Below are 16,480 nucleotides of genomic sequence, written 5' to 3'. Positions count from 1 at the left end.
CTCGGCGGCGGGCTCGGCCTGACCGCCGCCACGGCGGCGACCGGCGAACCGCGCCGCCTGGCCGTCGCGGTGGCCGGGGCCGCGCTCTCCTTCATCGGGTACGCGCTGCTGTCCCTGCTGCCCCGCGCCCGGCTCGGCTTCGGCGACGTGAAACTCGCCGCCGCGCTCGGGCTGCCGCTGGGCTGGCTCGGCTGGCCGGCGCTGCGCCTCGGGCTGCTCCTGCCGCACGTGCTCGCCGGAGTCGCGGTGCTCGTCCTGCTCGCCGCCGGGCGGGTACGCCGGGACACGCCGGTGCCGTTCGGCCCGGCGCTGCTCGGCGGCGCGTGGCTCGCCGCCGTCCTCACCTGAGAGGTGCCGTCAGATCAGCCGGAGCTGGTGGTCCTTCGGGCGGCGGGGCTCGGTCGCGTCCAGGCGCTCGAACAGCGCCGGGTCGATCACGTGGAGGAACGGCGACGGGCGGGTGTCCCGTTCCGCTCCGTGCCGGGCGCGCCGGCCCGCGTGGCTGACGTAGAGCCGGTCCTGTGCCCGGGTCAGCCCGACGAAGAACAGCCGCCGCTCCTCGGCCACCGCGTCGTCGTCCGGCTCGGCGCCGGGCCAGCGCAGCGGCAGGAGGCCGTCCTCCGCGCCGACCAGGAACACCACCGGGAACTCCAGGCCCTTCGCCGCGTGCAGCGTGAGCAGCGTGACCGCCTCGGCGCGCGGGTCCAGCGCATCCACCTCCGCGCCGGTGGCGAGCTGGTTGAGGAACAGCTCCAGGTCGTCGCCGCAGCGCCGGGCCAGCGGGGTGAGCAGGTCCACCGCCGTGCGGACGTCTTCGGGGCGTACCGCGCCGGAGCCGTCGAGCGTGGGCACCGCGAAGCGCTCGGCCAGGATCTGCCCGGCCTGGCGTACCCGGGCCGCGAGCGAGCCGTCCAGACCAGCGTGGCGCAGTTCGCGGGCGATCGCCGGCACGCCCGGACGGTCGCGCAGCCGGTCGTGCGAGCGCTTCTGCACCGGAATGTTCGCCCGGGCCAGCGCGTCCACGATCGGTGCGGCCTGCGCGTCGGTGCGGTACAGCACCGCGATGTCGGAGAAGGACAGCGAGGTCGCCCGCCCGTCGATCCGCCCCGAGTCGAGAGAGCGGTGGGACAGGCCGCCGACCAGTTCGTCCACGGTACGGGCCACGAAGTCGGCCTCGTCGTAGGCGGAACTCGCCGCGTACCGGCCGACGAGCGGCGCCTCCGGGTCCAGCCGGGCCGGGTCGAGACGACGGCCGCGTACCAGCGACGACGGCGCGATGGCCTGCACGGCGGCGGCCAGGATCGGCGCGGAGGAGCGGTAGTTGCGGTTCAGCCGGACCAGCCGGGCGTCCGTGAAGTCCTGCGAGAAACGCAGGAAGTAGCCCACGTCGGCGCCCCGGAACGAGTAGATCGCCTGGTCCGGGTCACCGATCGCGCACAGGTTCCCGTCCGGCGGGCTGAGCAGCCGCAGCAGCTCGTACTGCACCGCGTCGACGTCCTGGTACTCGTCGACGAAGATCCACTTCCACCGCTCGCGGTACTCCCGGACCAGCTTCCGGTCACCCTTCAGCAGCGCCACCGGCAGCGTCAGCAACTCGTCCAGGTCGACCAGGTCCCGCTTGCGCAGCAGCGCCACGTACCGCTCGTCGTCGTCACCGGCCTCGGCGCGCGCCGCCGACCGGTCCGCGTCGTCGGCGATCCGGAAGTCCGCCGGCAGCCCGGCCGCTGCCGCGTTCTCCCGCAGCACGGTCAGGCCGAGCGAGTGGAACGTGCCGACTGTGACGTCCTCGGCGACCGGGCCGAGCAGCCCGTCCAGCCGGTGCCGCAGCTCCTCGGCCGCCCGCCGGGTGAACGTGATCGCCAGGCACTGGTCGGGGAAGACGTTCAGCTCCGCGCACAGGTACGCGATCCGGTGGGTGAGCGTCCGCGTCTTGCCGGTGCCCGGACCGGCCACGATCAGCAGCGGGCCACCCGGCGCCGACGCGGCCACCCGCTGCATCGCGTCCAGCCGATCCAGCAGGCCGGTGCCGACCTCCTCCATCCCGGCGAGCATCGGCTCGAACGGCTCGTGCGGAGACGGCGGCGGCGCGATCGGGGGCGCCGGCGGCGGCGTCCGCTTCGGCTCCGGCCGGGCCGCCGCCGGGCGCTTGGCCTTCGGCTTCGGCGCCGACTCCGCCGGCCGCCGCTGCGCGGGCACCGGTACGTCGAACAGCGTCTCCTGCCCGGCCCGGCCACCCGCAGCGCCCAGCTCCGCCGGGTCGAACAGCGTGATCACGCCGTACTCCCCGTCGTAGCCCGGCACCCGGCGCACCTCGCCGCGGCGCAGCCGGCCGATGCCCTCCGCGAGCAGCTCGCCGCCGACCCGGCCGATCTCCTCGATCGGGGTACGCGTCAGGATCTCCAGCTCCGGGCCGAGCGCGGCGATCAGCTCGTTGAGCCTGCCCTCTACCTTCTTCGACCGCGCGCCGACCCGGTTCAGCTCGCCCAGGATCTCGGCCAGCGGCACCAGATGCGTCACCTCGCGGGCGTGCTCCGGACGGTGCCCCGCAGGGCGGTCCGCCAGCTCCTCGACCCGGCTGAGTACGCCCACCGTCAGCGGCTTGCCGCACTCCGGGCAGCGCCCGCCCGCCTCGCGGGTCCGCTCCGGCGACCAGTTCACCCCGCACAGGCGGTGCCCGTCGGCGTGGTACTTGCCCTCCTCCGGGAAGAACTCCACGGTGCCCGCGAGACCGTCGCCGGTCCGCAGCGCCTCGCGGATCGCGAAGTAGTCGCGCGCGGCGGTCAGGACCGTGGCCTCCCGGGCCAGCGCGGGCGGCGAGTGCGCGTCCGAGTTCGACACCAGCTGGTAGCGGTCCAGGCTGCCGACCCGCCAGTTCATCTCCGGGTCGGACGACAGGCCGGTCTCCACCGCGAAGATGTGCTCGGCCAGGTCGGCGTAGCAGTCGGCGATCGCGTCGAAGCCGGACTTCGAGCCGAGCGCGGAGAACCACGGCGTCCAGATGTGCGCCGGCACCAGGTAGCCGTCCGGGCTCGCCTCCAGCGTGATCTCCAGCAGGTCGCGGGAGTCCAGCCCGAGGATCGGCCGACCGTCCGAGCCGAGGTTACCGATCCGGCCCAGCGCGGTGTTGAACCGGGCCACCGCGTCCAGATCCGGCAGGTAGATCAGGTGGTGCACCTTGCGCGTCCGGTCGTCGCGCTTGTAGATCGTGGAGATCTCCACGCTCAGCATGTACCGGACCGGGTCGGCCTCCGCCTCGCTGGCGAGCCGGGGCGGCAACCGCCGGGCCACGTCCCGCTCCGCCTCGGGCGAGAGCCGGTACAGGCCCGGCTCGGCCGGGTGCAGCGTCTCCCGCAGGTGGTCGTACCAGGCGGGATGGGTGAAGTCGCCGGTGCCGAGCACGCCGATGCCCTTGCGCCGGGCCCACCAGGCCAGGTTCGGCAGGGTCAGGTCGCGGCTGCACGCGCGGGAGTACTTCGAGTGGATGTGCAGATCCGCGACGTACGGCGGGAGGCCACCGGGGGGTGCGGCGCTGAACGGAGGCACGCCGCATCCTGTCACGTCCGGTCCCCCGCCCGCCCGTCGCCACGCGTACGGGTGACCTGAGCAATGCGGTGCTGGACTCGGCGGCCCGTGCACGCTATTGAGCGCGCAGCTCGACGAGCGTCACCTGGGGAGGCGCGCCCACCCGCACCGGCGGGCCCCAGAAGCCGGCGCCGTTCGTGACGTAGACCTTCGTGCCGTCGACCTCGCCGAGACCGGAGACCACGGGCTGTTCGAGCTTCACCGCCAGGTTGAACGGCACCATCTGGCCGCCGTGCGTGTGCCCGGAGAGCTGCAGGTCGACGCCGAACTTCGCCGCCTCCTGCGCGGCCACCGGCTGGTGCGCCAGCAGCACGACCGGCCGGCTCGGGTCGCGGTCGCCGAGGGCGGCGGCGTAGTCGGCGGGCGCGGCCACCCCGGTGCCGGCGGCGCTCACGTCGTTCACCCCGGCGAGGTCCAGCACGCCGCCCCGGGCCTGGATCTCCTGCCGCTCGTTCTGGAGCACGCGCAGGCCGAGCCGGTCCACCTCGCGGACCCACTCCTCGACGCCCGAGTAGTACTCGTGGTTGCCGGTGACGAAGAAGCTGCCGTACCGGGACCGCAGGTCGCGCAGCGGTTCGGCGGCCTCGCCCAGCTCGGCCACCGTGCCGTCGACCAGGTCACCTACCACCGCGACCAGGTCGGCATCCATCCGGTTGATCATCGCGACGATCCGCTCGGTGTGCGCCCTGCCGCGCAGCGGCCCGAGGTGGATGTCCGAGACGGTGGCGATACGCAGGCCGTCCATGCTGCGGGGCAGCTTGGCCAGCGGGATCTGCACTCGGTCCAGCTGCGGCGGACCCATCGCGGTGCGTACGCCGTACCCGGTGACGCCGGCGGCGGTGAGTCCGGCGAAGATCGCCGCCCCGCGCGCGAGCAGCAGCCGCCGCGAGGGGTCGTGGTCCGGCGCGTGGGTGCCGGGCGGCGGCGCGTCGGTGCTGTCGACAGGCGGCGGCGTCGCACCCTCCGCCGTCGCGGCGCCGACGAGCGCGGGCTCCGGCTCCGGGTCGGCGGCGACCGCCGCGCGGGCCCGGCGACGCAGCACGAGCCGGACGACAGCGGTCGGCACCTCCAGCACCAGCAGCAGCACCAGCAGGTAGAACATCAGCGCGACCCAGAGATAGCCGGGCCAGGCCAGCCAGTACCAGCCGTTGCGCGTGCCGGCCATGGTCACCGGTACGAGCACCGCCAGCGCCGCGATCGCCACTCCACCGGCCCGGCGCCACCGCCCGGGACGCGTGGTGTCCCGGACCAGCCGCTTCCACAGGTAGAAGTGGATCAGGCCGATCACGAGCACGACGAAGCCCAGGAATGTCGCCATGGCCAGCACGTGTGCCCCCCTCAGCCGCCCGCGAAGGGCGGCAGCACGTCCACCGTCACCCCGGCCGGCAACAGTGCCCGTCGATCATGACAGGCCACGCCGTCGACCAGGAAACTCGCCGCCTTCAGCACCACCGCGAGGCGTTCGCCGTGCCGGGCGGCCAGTTCATCGAGGAGTTCGTCCAGGGACACGCCCGCGGATGCGGTCTCCTCGGGTCGTCCGGCGGCCGCGCGGGCGCCGGCGAAGTAGCGGACGGTGAGCTCCACCCTCAGCCTCCGATCGCCGACATCGAGCGCGCGGGCTGGAGGAACGTGGGGTCGTCGATGCCGTGCCCGGCCCGCTTGGCCCACATCGCGGACCGCCAGCGCCGGGCCAGCTCCTCGTCGTCCGCACCGGCGCGCAACGCGCTGCGCAGGTCCGACTCCTCGGTGGCGAACAGGCAGTTGCGCACCTGGCCGTCGGCGGTGAGGCGGGTGCGGTCGCAGTCGCCGCAGAACGGCCGGGTCACGCTGGCGATCACGCCGACCCGGGCCGGCCCGCCGTCCACCAGCCACGTCTCGGCCGGTGCCGCGCCCCGCTCGGACGGGTCCGGCGTCAGCGCGAACGCGGCGTGCAGGGAGGCCAGGATCTCGTCGGCGGTGACCATCGTCGAGCGGTCCCAGCCGTGCTGCGCGTCGAGCGGCATCTGCTCGATGAACCGCAGCTCGTAGCCGTGCGCGAGCGCGAACCGGAGCAGCGCGGGCGCCTCGTCGTCGTTCGTGCCCCGCATCAGCACCGAGTTGATCTTCACCGGGGTCAGCCCGGCGTCCGCGGCCCCGGCCAGCCCGGCGAGCACGTCGGCGAGCCGGTCGCGGCGGGTCAGCGCGGTGAACCGGTCCCGGTCCAGCGTGTCGAGCGAGACGTTGACGCGGTCCAGACCGGCCGCGCGCAGCGCCGGCGCCATCCGGGCCAGGCCGATGCCGTTCGTGGTCAGCGAGATGCGCGGCCGGGGCGTGAGCGCGGCGACCGCCGCCACGATGCCGGGCAGGCCGGGCCGGATGAGCGGCTCACCGCCGGTGAAGCGCACCTCGGTGATGCCGAGCCGGGTCACCGCGACACCCACCAGCCGGACGATCTCGTCGTCGCTGAGCAGTTGCGGGCCGGACAGCCAGGGCAGGCCCTCGGCCGGCATGCAGTAGGTGCAGCGCAGGTTGCACTTGTCGGTGAGCGAGACCCGAAGGTCCCGGGCGACACGGCCGTACCGGTCGGCGAGGACGCCGTCGGTCGTCGTCCGGGGGGTGCTCATCGGTCGACCGTAGCGCGGTCGAGCCCGTGGAGGGCGGCACGAGCGGTGGAACCCACGGCGTCCGCGTACGCCGCGCCGAAGATCGCGGTGTGCACGAGCAGCAGATGCAGCTGATGCAACGGCACCCGTTCCCGCCACCCGTCGGCCGGAGGCCACGCCTCCCGGTAGGCGGCCGTGATCCGGTCCAGGTGCGGTGGGCCGCCGAACAGCGCGAGCTGCGCCAGGTCGGTCTCGCGGTGGCCGCCGTGCGCGGCCGGGTCGACCAGCCACACCCGGCCGTCGGCGCCCCAGAGCAGGTTGCCCGGCCAGAGATCGCCGTGCAGCCGGGCGGGCGGCTCGTCACCGCCGAACTCGCCGATCCGGTCGACGACCTGCTCGACGAGCGCCGCCCCGGCGCCGTCGATCGCGCCACCGTCGACAGACATGCGCAGGTAGGGCAGGAGGCGGCGCCGGGCGAACCAGTCCGGCCAGGGACCGGGGTCGGGCGTGTTGTCCTGCGGCAGCGCGCCGATGAACCCCGGCCAGTCCGCGCCGAACGCGGGCGCCCCGGCGCGGTGCAGCCCGGCCAGGTCGCGGCCGAACGCCTCCGCGGCCTCCGGCGTCGGCTCGCCGGGCTCCACCCAGTCGAGCGCCAGCAGGCCGGGCAACGCGACGAGCACATCCGGTACGGGCACCGAGCCGGCCTCGCGCAGCCAGCGCAGCCCGGCCGCCTCGGCGGCGAAGAAGCCCTCCGGCAGCGGACGCGCGGCCCGTTCCGGCCAGGTCTTGGCGAACACCGAGTGCCCGTCGTCCAGCGTGAGCCGGGAGGCGGCGCAGATGTCACCACCGGAGACCGGCGTCTCCCGGATCCGCTGGTGGGTCAGGAAGGTCGGCAGGTGCTCCGGGTGTGCCCGCAGGTACGCCAGGTCCATGTGCGCAAGGTAGCCGGTACCCCGGACATCCGTGTGCCGAGCGACGCCGCCGATCGCCGCTGAGCTGCACCGATACGCTCCGTATCTGTGGACGGACGGCGTGTCGTCCACAGGGGCGGACGCGGTGGCACTGCACCGCCCACGCTCCCGGCATGAACTCCACCGAGCCAGCGCGCCTCTCCGTCCGCTCGCCGGCCGACATGGTCGCGGCCGTGCCCTACCTGCTCGGCTTCCATCCCGCCGACAGCGTCGTGGTGGTCGCGGTACGCGGCCGGCGCGTCGTCTTCGCCGCCCGAGGCGACCTGCCCGCACCGGGCACCGACCCCGGCCCGGCGGCCCGGCACCTGGCGCAGGTGGTGGCCCGGCAGGACGCCGACGCCGCCACAGTCGTCGGCTACGGTCCGGCCGCCCGGGTGACGGGGATCGTGGACGCGATCGGTGACGCGCTGACCGCCACCGGGCTGGTGGTACTCGACGCGCTGCGGGTCACCGACGGGCGCTGGTGGTCGTACCTGTGCGCCGAGCCGTCCTGCTGCCCGCCCGAGGGCACCCCGTACGACCCGGCCGCCAGCGAGGTCAGCGCGGCTGCCGTGTTCGCCGGTCAGGTCGCGCTGCCCGACCGGGCCGCGCTCGCGGCACAGGTGTCCCCGCTCGACGGGCCGGTCCGGCTCGCCATGCGCCGGGCCACCGCTCGGGCCCGTCTCCGCCTGGCCGCGCTCACCGGACCCCCGTCCGCATCATCGGCCGGGAGCCCGGCCGGAGGCTTTCCAGCCGACAGTTCGAGGGCGGGTGGGGAGCCGCCGGTCCCGGCGGACGGTGCTGGGCCGGAGGGGGAGTCGTCGGTCCCGGTTGGCGGGCCCGGACCGGGCGGCCAGTCCCAGGTGCCGGCAGGTGGCCCCGGATCGGGTGGGGAGCCGCGGGCGGTGCGGACGGCGGGCACGGCGGCCGTGCGAGCCGCCTTTCGCCGGCAGCGGCGCGGCGAGCGGCTGGACGACGACGAGGTGGCCTGGCTGACAGTGCTCCTCGTCCACGTCGCGGTACGCGACCACGCCTGGTCGCGCACCGACGGCCGGGACGAGGACATCAGCCTCTGGACGGACGTGTTGCGACGCGCCGAGCCGGACCTGATCGCCGCGCCGGGCTGCCTGCTCGCGTTCGCCGCGTGGCGCTCTGGGCACGGGGCACTGGCCGCTGTCGCCCTGGAACGGGTGTTGTCCGCCCGTCCCGGCTACTCGCTCGCGGTGCTGCTCGACGAGGCGCTCCGGCGCGGCGTCGCCCCGTCCGCGCTGGACGGCCGGGGCGGTTCGAACGACGGCGCGGTGCTGCGGCGCCGCCGACGCCGGCCACGCCGGTGAGCGCTCACGCGCCTGCCGGGCCGGCCACCGGGCCGCCGACGCCCGTCACGCCGATGCCCGGTGCTGCCCGGCCGTCAGCCGCCGATGCGCGCCGCCCCGGTGTAGACGTTCATGGTCGGCCCGCGCAGGAAGCCCACAAGCGTCATCCCCGCCTCCTCGGCCAGCTCGACCGCGAGCGTGCTCGGCGCGGACACCGCCGCGAGCAGCGGCACGCCCGCCATCCAGGCCTTCTGGGTGAGTTCGAAGCTGGCCCGTCCGGAGACGAGCAGCACGTGCCCGGCCAGCGGCAGCCGCCCTTCCCGGGTGGCCCAGCCGAGCACCTTGTCCACCGCGTTGTGCCGCCCGACGTCCTCGCGCAGCACGACGAGTTCCCCGTCGGGGGTGAAGAGGCCGGCGGCGTGCAGGCCGCCGGTGCGGTCGAAGGCGCGCTGCGCGGCGCGCAGCCGGTCCGGCAGCCCGGCGAGCAGGTCGGCGGTGACCACCAGCGGGTCGTCCCGCACCGCGAACTGCGAGCGGGTGCGTACCGAGTCGATGCTGGCCTTGCCGCACACGCCGCACGAACTGGTGGTGTAGAAGTTGCGCGAAGGGTCGGTGACGGGTTCCGGCACACCGGGCGAGAGCACCACGTCGACCACGTTGTACGTGTTCGGCGTTTCCGCCCCGGCGCAGAGCTGCGCGGTGTGCACGTCCTCCGCCGACCGGATCAGCCCCTCGGTGAGCAGGAAGCCGATCGCCAGGTCGAGGTCGTCGCCGGGCGTACGCATCGTCACCGCCAGCGGCCTGCGCCGGCCGGGCCCGGCCGCGCCGACGCGGATCTCCAGCGGCTCCTCCACGGCCAGGGTGTCCTGCCGCCGGATCCGCCCCCGGCCGTCCCCGGCCGCGTCGAGGTCGATCCGCAGCACACCACGCCGATCAGTCGCCCGTCCCATGCCGCCATCCTCCCCGGCCACCCCGCCGCCCGCACGTCGCCCCAGGTCTTCCCACCCCCACCGACCCACCCCGGCCGGCCAGGGCCGGCCCCGGGCCCGATGATCGACACCAGTTCGGCGAAGTGGCGGTGTCGGAGGGCCCTGGATGCCACCACTTCGGCGGAAAGCAGTCGATCAACGTCGGAAAACCGCCGACAACGCCGGGCAGAGGTCCGAGCCGGGATGCGGCGACGTGGCTGTGGCTACTGTGAGGCGGTGACGGGGTACGCGGCGATCCTGCTCGCCGGTGGGGCGGCCCGGCGGATGGGCGGGGTGGACAAGCCGGCCCGGGCAGTAGGCGGCCGGCCGATGCTGCACCGGGTGCTGGACGCGGTGGCCGACGCGGACCAGCGGATCGTGGTCGGCTCGTCCGGCCCGCTGCCCAGGGGAGTCCGGACGGCCCGGGAAGAGCCGCCCGGGGGAGGCCCGGTGGCCGCTACGGCAGCCGGGCTGGCGTTGCTCGACCCCGGTACGACGACAGTCGCAGTGCTCGCCGCCGACCTGCCGCTGCTCACCACCGCAGCGGTGGCCGAGCTGCGACGCGCGCTCGCCGCCGCTCACTCCCGCGACGATCCACCGCCCGCGCTCGCCGCCGCTCACTCCCGCGACTACCCGCCGCCCGCGCTCGACGCCGCAGCCGCCGGGCCAGAAGACGCACCTGCAGCCGCCGGGCCAGAAGACGCACCTGCAGCCGCCGGGCCGGAAGACGTACCCGCCGCCTGGCGGGAGGCGCTGGACGGCCGGTCCGCCGCGCTCGCCTGCTACGTGGACGGGGACGGCCGACGCCAGCACCTCTGCGCCCTCTGGCGGGTATCGGCCCTGCGATCCGCCGTCGACCGGCTCGCCGCGACGCGGGGCGGCTCGCTCGACGGCGCGCCGGTACGCGGGCTGCTGGCCGACCTCGCCGTACGCGAGGTGTCCTGGTCCGGCTCGGGGCCGCCGCCCTGGTTCGACTGCGACACTGACGAGGACGTACGCCGGGCGGAGGAGTGGACGAGATGACGGTGCTGGACGACTGGGTCACGGCGGTCTGCGCCGAGCTGGACCTGGACCCGGCGGGGGTGCCCGTGCCGACGGTGCTCGACGTGGCCCGGGACGTGGCCCACCAGGTGGTCCGGCCGGGCGCGCCGGTCACCGCGTACCTGCTGGGGCTGGCGGTGGGGCGCGGCGCGGACCCGGCCGCGGCGGCCGAGCGGCTCAGTGCGCTGGCCGGTTCCTGGCCGGTGGACCTGGGTGGTTCCACGCCTGAGGATTAGCGCCTCGCGCGGGATTCGGTCCCCTTGGCGCCTGGGTAGGGTGGCGGGAACGGACGGAGGCGATCATGACGGCAGACCACCCCTCGGAGCCGGTCGACGAGCCTGCCGGCGGCGCGCCGGAGCACCACGCCACCGGCGCGACGTCGGCGCATCAAGCCACCGGCGGTACGCCGGAGCACCACGAGTCGATCCTGCTCGACGAGCCGACCACTGCTGATCTGCGGGCCAAGGTCACCGAGGCCTGGCGCGAGTTCGCCCGGGCGCTCGCCGACCGGCTGCGCGGGCTGCCCTCCGGCGGGCACCTGGAGGTCACGCTCGACCCGACCGCCTCGGGCACCGGGGACGCCGTCTACTCGGTGAGCGTGGACGCGGGCGAGGAGGGGCGTCTCTCGGCCCGCGCGGTCGGAAACGCCACGCTGCCGCAGGGCTACCGGCTGGACCGGGCGGCGGTGGCCGACATGGTGGCGCTCGGCTGGTCGCCGCCGGGCGTGGTGCCGGGTTCCGGCGAGCAGTTCGGGCTGGACTGCGGCACCGACGAGGCGACCCGGCTGGCCGCGGTGCTGTCCCGCACGCTGCGCGACGTCTACGGCGCCCCGCACCCGGCCTTCCTCGTCTACCTCGTGCACGACGCCGAGGGCGAGGCGCTTCCCGTGGAGCCGCTCGGTACCGCGCGCAGCGAGTTCGGCCCGGACCGCGACGTCGAGGCCGACCTGGACGAGGCGCTGGCCGCGGCGGCGGCCGCGCAGTCCGGCGAGAACGACGTGCTGGCCCTGGAGGAGCGGGTCCGCACCGTCGTGTCGACGATGCTGAAGTCCGCGTCCGACCAGCTCCAGGTCGACTCCGACGGCGACATCAACATCCGGGCCGGCTCGGCCATGGTCTTCGTCCGGGTGCGCGACAACCCGCCGCTCGTGGACGTCTTCTCGCCGGTGCTGACCGAGGTCGAGCCGACCGAGCGCCTCTACGTGAAGCTCTCCGAGCTGACCAACCGGATGCCGATCGGCCGGCTGTACTGCGCCGACGACACGGTGTGGGCCTCGATCCCGGTGTTCGGCCGCAACTTCCAGGCCACCCACCTGATGCTCGCGGTGCAGGTGATGACCGGTCTCGCCGACGAGCTGGACGACCGTCTGCACGGCGAGTTCGGCGGCAAGCGCTTCTTCGGCGAGGGCGACAAGCCGGCCCGGGTCGAGGAGCACCGCACCGGCATGTACCTCTGAGGGCAGCTCACCGTACGTCGAGCAGCGTCTTGCCCACGGTCTGACGGGCCTCGATCGCGGCGTGCGCGGCGGCGGCCCGTTCCAGCGGGAAGCGCTGCCCGATCAGCGGCCGCAGCCGCCCGGCCGCGCCCTCGGCGAGCGCCGCCTCGGTGAGGGCGCGCAGCTCGTCCGGGCCGGGCCGGGGGCGCAGCAGCGTCACCCCGTGCGCGGCTGCCGACTCGTACGGGATGTCCGCCCAGGTGCCGCCGGCCAGCCCGAAGCTGAGCATCCGCCCGCCGCGGTCCAGCAGGTCGAACGCCTCCCGGGCGAGCGGCCCGCCCACGCCGTCGAACACCACGTCGACGGCGCCCACGGCGTCCCGGACCCGGCCGGTCCAGCCGGCCTGCCGGTAGTCGACGACCACGTCGACGCCGGCGGCGCGGAGCAGGCCCACCTTTCGGTCGCCGCCGGCGGCGGCCACCACCGTCGCGCCGGCGGCCGCCGCGAGCTGCGTGAGCAGCGATCCGACGCCGCCGGCCGCCGCCTCGACCAGGACCCGGTCGCCCGGCCGCAGCCCGGCCGCCCGGGCCAGCATCAGGGCGGTCCGGCCGTCGGCCATCAGCGCCACCGCCGCGTCCAGCGGCAACCCCGGGGGTACGGGGACAGGCGCGCCCCGGTCGACGACGACGCGCTCGGCGTACCCGCCGGTGCCGCCGGTGGCGGTGACCACGACGCGGCCGGCGAGCGCCGGCTCGACGTCCGGTCCCAGCGCGGTGATCGTGCCGCCGACGCCGTTACCGGGGATCACCGGCAGTTCGGTGCCGAACGGCCCGAAGCCGCTGGCCCGGAACATCGTCTCGACGAATGTGATGTTCGCGTGTGCCACGTCGATGAGGACCTGGCCCGGTCCGGGTGCCGGGTCGGGTGCCGTCCCGGGCACGAGCACCTCCGGTCCGCCGAACTCCCGCAGCCACACCGCACGCATACCGCCCCCTCGCGTCTCGCCGGTCACGGGTGTCAGTGCACGACATGAAGCGGGGTTGAGGTCAAGGCGTGGACGGGCCGACGCCGGGGGACTCGACCAGCCGGGAGAGCACGATGGTGCTGCGCGACGAGGTGACGAACGATTCGGCGCGCAGCCGTTCCAGTGCCTCCTCCAGGTGGGAGATGTCCGCGGCGCGCAGGTGCACGAGCGCGTCCGCCTCGCCGGAGACGGTGTACGCGCCGACCACCTCGGGGTGGCGGCGGGCGGCGGCGCCGATCTGTGCCGGTGTGGTCCGGCCGGCGCAGAACAGCTCGACGAACGCCTCGGTGGTCCAGCCGACGGCGGCCGGGTCGACGACGGCGGTGAATCCCCGGATCACCCCGGCGGATCGGAGGCGGTCGACGCGTCGCTTCACGGCGGGGGCGGAGAGTGACACCCGGCTGCCGATGTCCGCGTACGAGGCGCGAGCATCCGCGACGAGTAACGCAATGATTCGCTGGTCGACCGCATCTATCTGCAACGTTCCGCTCCCGGGAAGCAATGCTTGTGGCTGTTACCAAAGTTGTACCGTACCTACTCTTGGTGACCGTGAACCAGCAGCGAGTCTCGCGAAAGCGGACATATCTCATGTGCTCGCCCGAGCACTTCACGGTCGAGTACGCGATCAACCCGTGGATGGACGTGACCACGCCGGTCGACGCCGACCTGGCGGTCAAGCAGTGGGACCGGCTGCGCGAGACGCTCGTCGGGCTGGGCCACGAGGTGCACCTGCTGACTCCCGAGGCGGGCCTGCCCGACATGGTCTACGCCGCAAACGGCGCGTTCGTGGTCGACGGCACGGTCTACGGCGCCCGGTTCAAGCACGAGCAGCGGTCCGCCGAGGCCGCCGCGCACCGGGCGTTCTACGAGCAGCGGGGCTGGCGGTTCATCGCGCCGAGCGAGACGAACGAGGGTGAGGGCGACTTCGCGTACCTGCCGGAGGCGCACGGCGGTCTGGTCCTCGCCGGGTACGGCTTCCGGACCGAGCCGGCCGCGCACGCCGAGGCGCAGGAGGCGCTCGGGCGGCCGGTGGTCTCGCTGCACCTGGTCGACCCGCGCTTCTACCACCTGGACGTGGCGCTGGCCTCGATCGACGACGAGAACGTCGTCTACTACCCGGGCGCCTTCTCGGCCGCCAGCCAGAAGGTGCTGGCCCAGCTCTTCCCGGACGCGATCGTCGCGGACGACGAGGACGCGCTGGCGTTCGGCCTGAACCTGGTCAGCGACGGGCTCAACGTGGTGCTGAACAACGAGGCGACCCGGCTCGCCGGCAAGCTGAAGGCGGCCGGCTACCACCCGGTCCCGGTGGAGCTGGCCGAGCTGAAGAAGGGCGGTGGCAGCGTGAAGTGCTGCATCGCCGAGCTGCGGCACTGAGCCACGCTCGACGTCACGCCTCGACGCGAAGGGCGGCCTCCCGGTGGGAGACCGCCCTTGCGCGCGTACGGGGGCCGGTCAGCCCAGCGTCGCCAGCTCGTTGATCACGACGTTGGAGAGCAGCCGGCCGTCGGTCTGCACCCGGCGCAGGTACCACTTCTGCTGCGGGGTACGGGTCTGGTTGAACTGCCAGGTGCCGCGTGGGCTGTCCACCTGGCCGACCTTGCCGAGCGCCAGGTTGACCTGCTGCGGTGAGGGGTTCCCCCCGGCCAGCCGGATCGCCTTGTCCAGCACCAGCGCGGCGTCGTACGAGGCCATCGCGTACGTGGTGGGCGCCGAGTTGAACGTCTTCCGGTACGCCGAGGCGAAGATCCGGTTCGCGGTGTTGTTGAGGTCGGCCGAGTAGTTCAGCGCGGTCTCGATCCCGTACGTCTGGATGAGCTTGCGCTCGCGGCCCTTCTCCCCGTCGTCGAGCTGGTCGAGCGCGGTGCCCTCGGTGAGGAACCCGGGGGCGTAGATCGGTCCCCGGTAGCCCTGGGCGTAGAGCTGCTTGACGAACTGCACGGCCTGCGCCCCGGAGTAGTGGCAGAACACGGCGTCCGGCTTGCGTTCGAGCGCCTTGCGGATCGGCCCCGAGTAGAGCGTCCGGGACGGGTTGGGGTCGTCCTCGGTGAAGATCGGGTCCTCGGTGAGCCGGCGACCCCGCTCGTATGCGCGCCGCAGCCCTTCGATGACGTCCTGGCTGCCCAAGCCGCGGGTGCCGAAGATGGCGATCCGGCTGGAGGCGTCCAGCTTCTGGCGCAGGTACTCGCCGAGCGCCTCGCCGGGCTCGGTCAGCACGTACGAGGTACGCCAGATGTAGACGACGCCCTGGAGCGTCGACGGGGAGGCGTTGGAGCCCAGCAGGGGCACCCGGGCCTCCTCGACCGCGTCCTTGATGCCGGTCATCACGGTGGGGCTGACCACGCCGGTGAGCGCGAGCACGCCCTCTTTGAGCAGCCGGTCGACGGCGGCCTTTCCGGTGGCGGCGGTGTCGCCCTCCTCGGCGGTCACGAGCGTGACCGGGTGGCCGGCGATCTGCTGGCCGCGCATGCTGAGGAAGAGCTGGAAGCCGTTGGTGATCTCGTCACCGATGGCCTTGTTCGCTCCACTGCCGGGCACGATCAGCCCGACTTTGATCGGGCTGCCGGATCCGGCCTGGTCCCCGGACTCGTCGTCCCCGGAGCCGCAACCCGCCGCCAGTCCGGTGGTACCCAGCGCGGCCAGCAGTTGCAGCGCCCGCCTGCGGTTCATCTGTGCCACCGAATTTCCTTCCCGACGGGGTGGCCATGGTGCACACCCCTTCGGCGTTCTACCTGGTCGACGACGCTGCGTCAATGCCTTGAAGATCATCGTGAAGCGACCGCAACGCCGCCACCACCTGGGGCCACGCGGTGGAGCCCGGTGCGATCAGCCCGAAATGCTCGCATTCGGGCAGCTCAACGAGCGTGGCGGAGCCCCCGGCAGCGTGGTCTGCGGCCACCCAGGACCGGCTGATCGCGATCGGGACCTGAATATCTTGATCACCGTGAATGACTACTGTGCGTGTTCGAATGGGTACCAATGCCGATGGATCGGCTGCCGCGTACCGGTCCGGCACGTCGTCCGGGCCGCCGCCGAGCAACGCGGCCACCGCACCCTCGTCCAGGTCCAGCCGGTACGCCTGCGCGAGGTCGGCCACCGGCGCCAGCGCGAGCACCCCGCCGACCGTCTCCGGGGCGTGCGCGGCCACGTACAGGGACAGGTGCCCGCCCGCGGAGTGACCGACCAGGATCGGCGGTACGGGCGCCACCCGTCCGGGCAGCGCGGCGGCGGCGAGTGCCGGCAGCGCGGCGATCCCGGCGCGGACGTCGGTCAGCGTGTGCGGCCAGCCACCGCCCGGCCGGCCGGTCCGCCGGTACTCGATCTGCGCGACCGGGTGGCCGAGCGCGGCCAGCGCCGCCGCCATCGGTCCGGTGTGGGCCCTGTCGTACTCCGCCCGCCAGAAACCGCCGTGCACCACGACCACGAGCGGCCGGGGCGGCCCGTCACCGGCCGGCAGCCGCAGGTCGGCGCACTGGTCCGGGTGGTCGCCGTAGGAGACGGTGGCATCCGGGGGCGGGGACGGGCGGGTCAGCACCTCGCGCGGGTCGGAGAGCATGCGGCGACCGTAGCGTCCCCCGGACCGGC

At 74.3% G+C, this 16,480-nt stretch carries 16 protein-coding genes; 6 read left to right on the top strand and 10 right to left on the bottom strand.

Going from position 1 to position 16,480, the window contains the following annotated elements; all coding sequences use genetic code 11:
* The coding region (locus tag AC2CHG_RS01990) for a prepilin peptidase (protein ID WP_484524036.1) at positions 1–348 on the top strand (348 nt) is incomplete at its 5' end.
* Between the two features lie 9 nt (positions 349–357).
* On the opposite strand, the gene AC2CHG_RS01985 is transcribed toward AC2CHG_RS01990, so the two are convergent.
* From AC2CHG_RS01985 to AC2CHG_RS01965, 5 genes are all read right to left on the bottom strand, one after another.
* Positions 358–3,543, bottom strand: coding sequence for a UvrD-helicase domain-containing protein (locus AC2CHG_RS01985; RefSeq protein WP_484524035.1), 3,186 nt, complete (start codon positions 3,541–3,543; stop codon positions 358–360).
* Between the two features lie 94 nt (positions 3,544–3,637).
* Positions 3,638–4,900 carry a metallophosphoesterase gene (locus AC2CHG_RS01980; protein ID WP_484524034.1) on the bottom strand — a complete coding sequence of 421 codons (1,263 nt, stop codon included), beginning with the start codon at positions 4,898–4,900 and terminating at the stop codon, positions 3,638–3,640.
* Positions 4,901–4,920: 20 nt separating this feature from the next.
* Entirely contained in the window at positions 4,921–5,166 is a 246-nt protein-coding gene (locus tag AC2CHG_RS01975) for a MoaD/ThiS family protein (protein ID WP_194800319.1), read from the bottom strand.
* Positions 5,167–5,168: 2 nt separating this feature from the next.
* Positions 5,169–6,185, bottom strand: coding sequence for a GTP 3',8-cyclase MoaA (moaA, locus tag AC2CHG_RS01970; protein ID WP_484524033.1), 1,017 nt, complete (start codon positions 6,183–6,185; stop codon positions 5,169–5,171).
* Positions 6,182–7,096, bottom strand: a complete 915-nt coding sequence (locus AC2CHG_RS01965; protein WP_262012949.1) for a fructosamine kinase family protein — start codon at positions 7,094–7,096, stop codon at positions 6,182–6,184. The genes moaA and AC2CHG_RS01965 overlap by 4 nt, the downstream gene beginning before the upstream one ends.
* Positions 7,097–7,248: 152 nt before the next feature.
* On the opposite strand from AC2CHG_RS01965, the gene AC2CHG_RS01960 reads away from it, so the two are divergent.
* Positions 7,249–8,451: a DUF4192 domain-containing protein gene (locus AC2CHG_RS01960; RefSeq protein WP_484524032.1), complete on the top strand. Its 1,203-nt coding sequence runs from the start codon at positions 7,249–7,251 to the stop codon at positions 8,449–8,451.
* 74 nt (positions 8,452–8,525) lie between these two features.
* Here the strand turns inward: AC2CHG_RS01960 and fdhD are convergent, their stop codons facing one another.
* A complete protein-coding gene (fdhD, locus tag AC2CHG_RS01955) occupies positions 8,526–9,380 on the bottom strand; it encodes a formate dehydrogenase accessory sulfurtransferase FdhD (RefSeq protein WP_357210236.1) in 855 nt (284 codons plus the stop codon).
* 255 nt (positions 9,381–9,635) lie between these two features.
* Between fdhD and mobA the strand changes: the two genes are divergently transcribed.
* From mobA to AC2CHG_RS01940, 3 genes are all read left to right on the top strand, one after another.
* Positions 9,636–10,421 (top strand): molybdenum cofactor guanylyltransferase, encoded by a 786-nt coding sequence (mobA, locus tag AC2CHG_RS01950; protein ID WP_484524031.1) that lies wholly within the window; start codon positions 9,636–9,638, stop codon positions 10,419–10,421.
* The gene (locus tag AC2CHG_RS01945; protein ID WP_013289326.1) at positions 10,418–10,675 is read left to right on the top strand and encodes a DUF6457 domain-containing protein; all 258 of its coding nucleotides are present in this window, start codon (positions 10,418–10,420) and stop codon (positions 10,673–10,675) included. Before mobA ends, AC2CHG_RS01945 begins: the two co-directional genes overlap by 4 nt.
* A 65-nt stretch (positions 10,676–10,740) precedes the next feature.
* Complete coding sequence (locus tag AC2CHG_RS01940; RefSeq protein ID WP_355508507.1) at positions 10,741–11,895, top strand: T3SS (YopN, CesT) and YbjN peptide-binding chaperone 1; 1,155 nt, start codon at positions 10,741–10,743, stop codon at positions 11,893–11,895.
* A 7-nt stretch (positions 11,896–11,902) separates the two neighbouring features.
* Here AC2CHG_RS01940 and AC2CHG_RS01935 read toward each other — a convergent pair whose 3' ends face one another.
* Positions 11,903–12,859: a zinc-binding dehydrogenase gene (locus AC2CHG_RS01935; protein WP_484524030.1), complete on the bottom strand. Its 957-nt coding sequence runs from the start codon at positions 12,857–12,859 to the stop codon at positions 11,903–11,905.
* A gap of 61 nt (positions 12,860–12,920) precedes the next feature.
* Positions 12,921–13,379, bottom strand: a complete 459-nt coding sequence (locus AC2CHG_RS01930; RefSeq protein ID WP_013289323.1) for an Lrp/AsnC family transcriptional regulator — start codon at positions 13,377–13,379, stop codon at positions 12,921–12,923.
* Positions 13,380–13,438: 59 nt separating this feature from the next.
* Here AC2CHG_RS01930 and ddaH point away from each other — a divergent pair, with 59 nt between their 5' ends.
* Positions 13,439–14,272, top strand: coding sequence for a dimethylargininase (gene ddaH / locus AC2CHG_RS01925; RefSeq protein WP_262012955.1), 834 nt, complete (start codon positions 13,439–13,441; stop codon positions 14,270–14,272).
* Between the two features lie 78 nt (positions 14,273–14,350).
* Here the strand turns inward: ddaH and AC2CHG_RS01920 are convergent, their stop codons facing one another.
* Both AC2CHG_RS01920 and AC2CHG_RS01915 read right to left on the bottom strand, forming a co-directional pair.
* The gene (locus AC2CHG_RS01920; protein ID WP_262012956.1) at positions 14,351–15,574 is read right to left on the bottom strand and encodes an ABC transporter substrate-binding protein; all 1,224 of its coding nucleotides are present in this window, start codon (positions 15,572–15,574) and stop codon (positions 14,351–14,353) included.
* Positions 15,575–15,623: 49 nt separating this feature from the next.
* Positions 15,624–16,451, bottom strand: coding sequence for an alpha/beta hydrolase family protein (locus AC2CHG_RS01915; protein WP_262012957.1), 828 nt, complete (start codon positions 16,449–16,451; stop codon positions 15,624–15,626).
* Between the last annotated feature and the right edge of the window lie 29 nt (positions 16,452–16,480).

It is taken from the genome of Micromonospora sp. ATLC20, assembly GCF_057196585.1.
This window is presented reverse-complemented; position numbering and strand designations above follow the sequence as displayed.

What these genes read in the sequence shown, in the direction of transcription:
- AC2CHG_RS01980 (WP_484524034.1), bottom strand. Translation starts at nt 4,900, where the DNA reads ATGGCGACATTCCTGGGCTTCGTCGTGCTCGTGATCGGCCTGATCCAC.
- moaA (WP_484524033.1), bottom strand. Translation starts at nt 6,185, where the DNA reads ATGAGCACCCCCCGGACGACGACCGACGGCGTCCTCGCCGACCGGTAC.
- AC2CHG_RS01965 (WP_262012949.1), bottom strand. Translation starts at nt 7,096, where the DNA reads ATGGACCTGGCGTACCTGCGGGCACACCCGGAGCACCTGCCGACCTTC.
- AC2CHG_RS01960 (WP_484524032.1), top strand. Translation starts at nt 7,249, where the DNA reads ATGAACTCCACCGAGCCAGCGCGCCTCTCCGTCCGCTCGCCGGCCGAC.
- fdhD (WP_357210236.1), bottom strand. Translation starts at nt 9,380, where the DNA reads ATGGGACGGGCGACTGATCGGCGTGGTGTGCTGCGGATCGACCTCGAC.
- AC2CHG_RS01945 (WP_013289326.1), top strand. Translation starts at nt 10,418, where the DNA reads ATGACGGTGCTGGACGACTGGGTCACGGCGGTCTGCGCCGAGCTGGAC.
- AC2CHG_RS01940 (WP_355508507.1), top strand. Translation starts at nt 10,741, where the DNA reads ATGACGGCAGACCACCCCTCGGAGCCGGTCGACGAGCCTGCCGGCGGC.
- AC2CHG_RS01935 (WP_484524030.1), bottom strand. Translation starts at nt 12,859, where the DNA reads ATGCGTGCGGTGTGGCTGCGGGAGTTCGGCGGACCGGAGGTGCTCGTG.
- AC2CHG_RS01915 (WP_262012957.1), bottom strand. Translation starts at nt 16,451, where the DNA reads ATGCTCTCCGACCCGCGCGAGGTGCTGACCCGCCCGTCCCCGCCCCCG.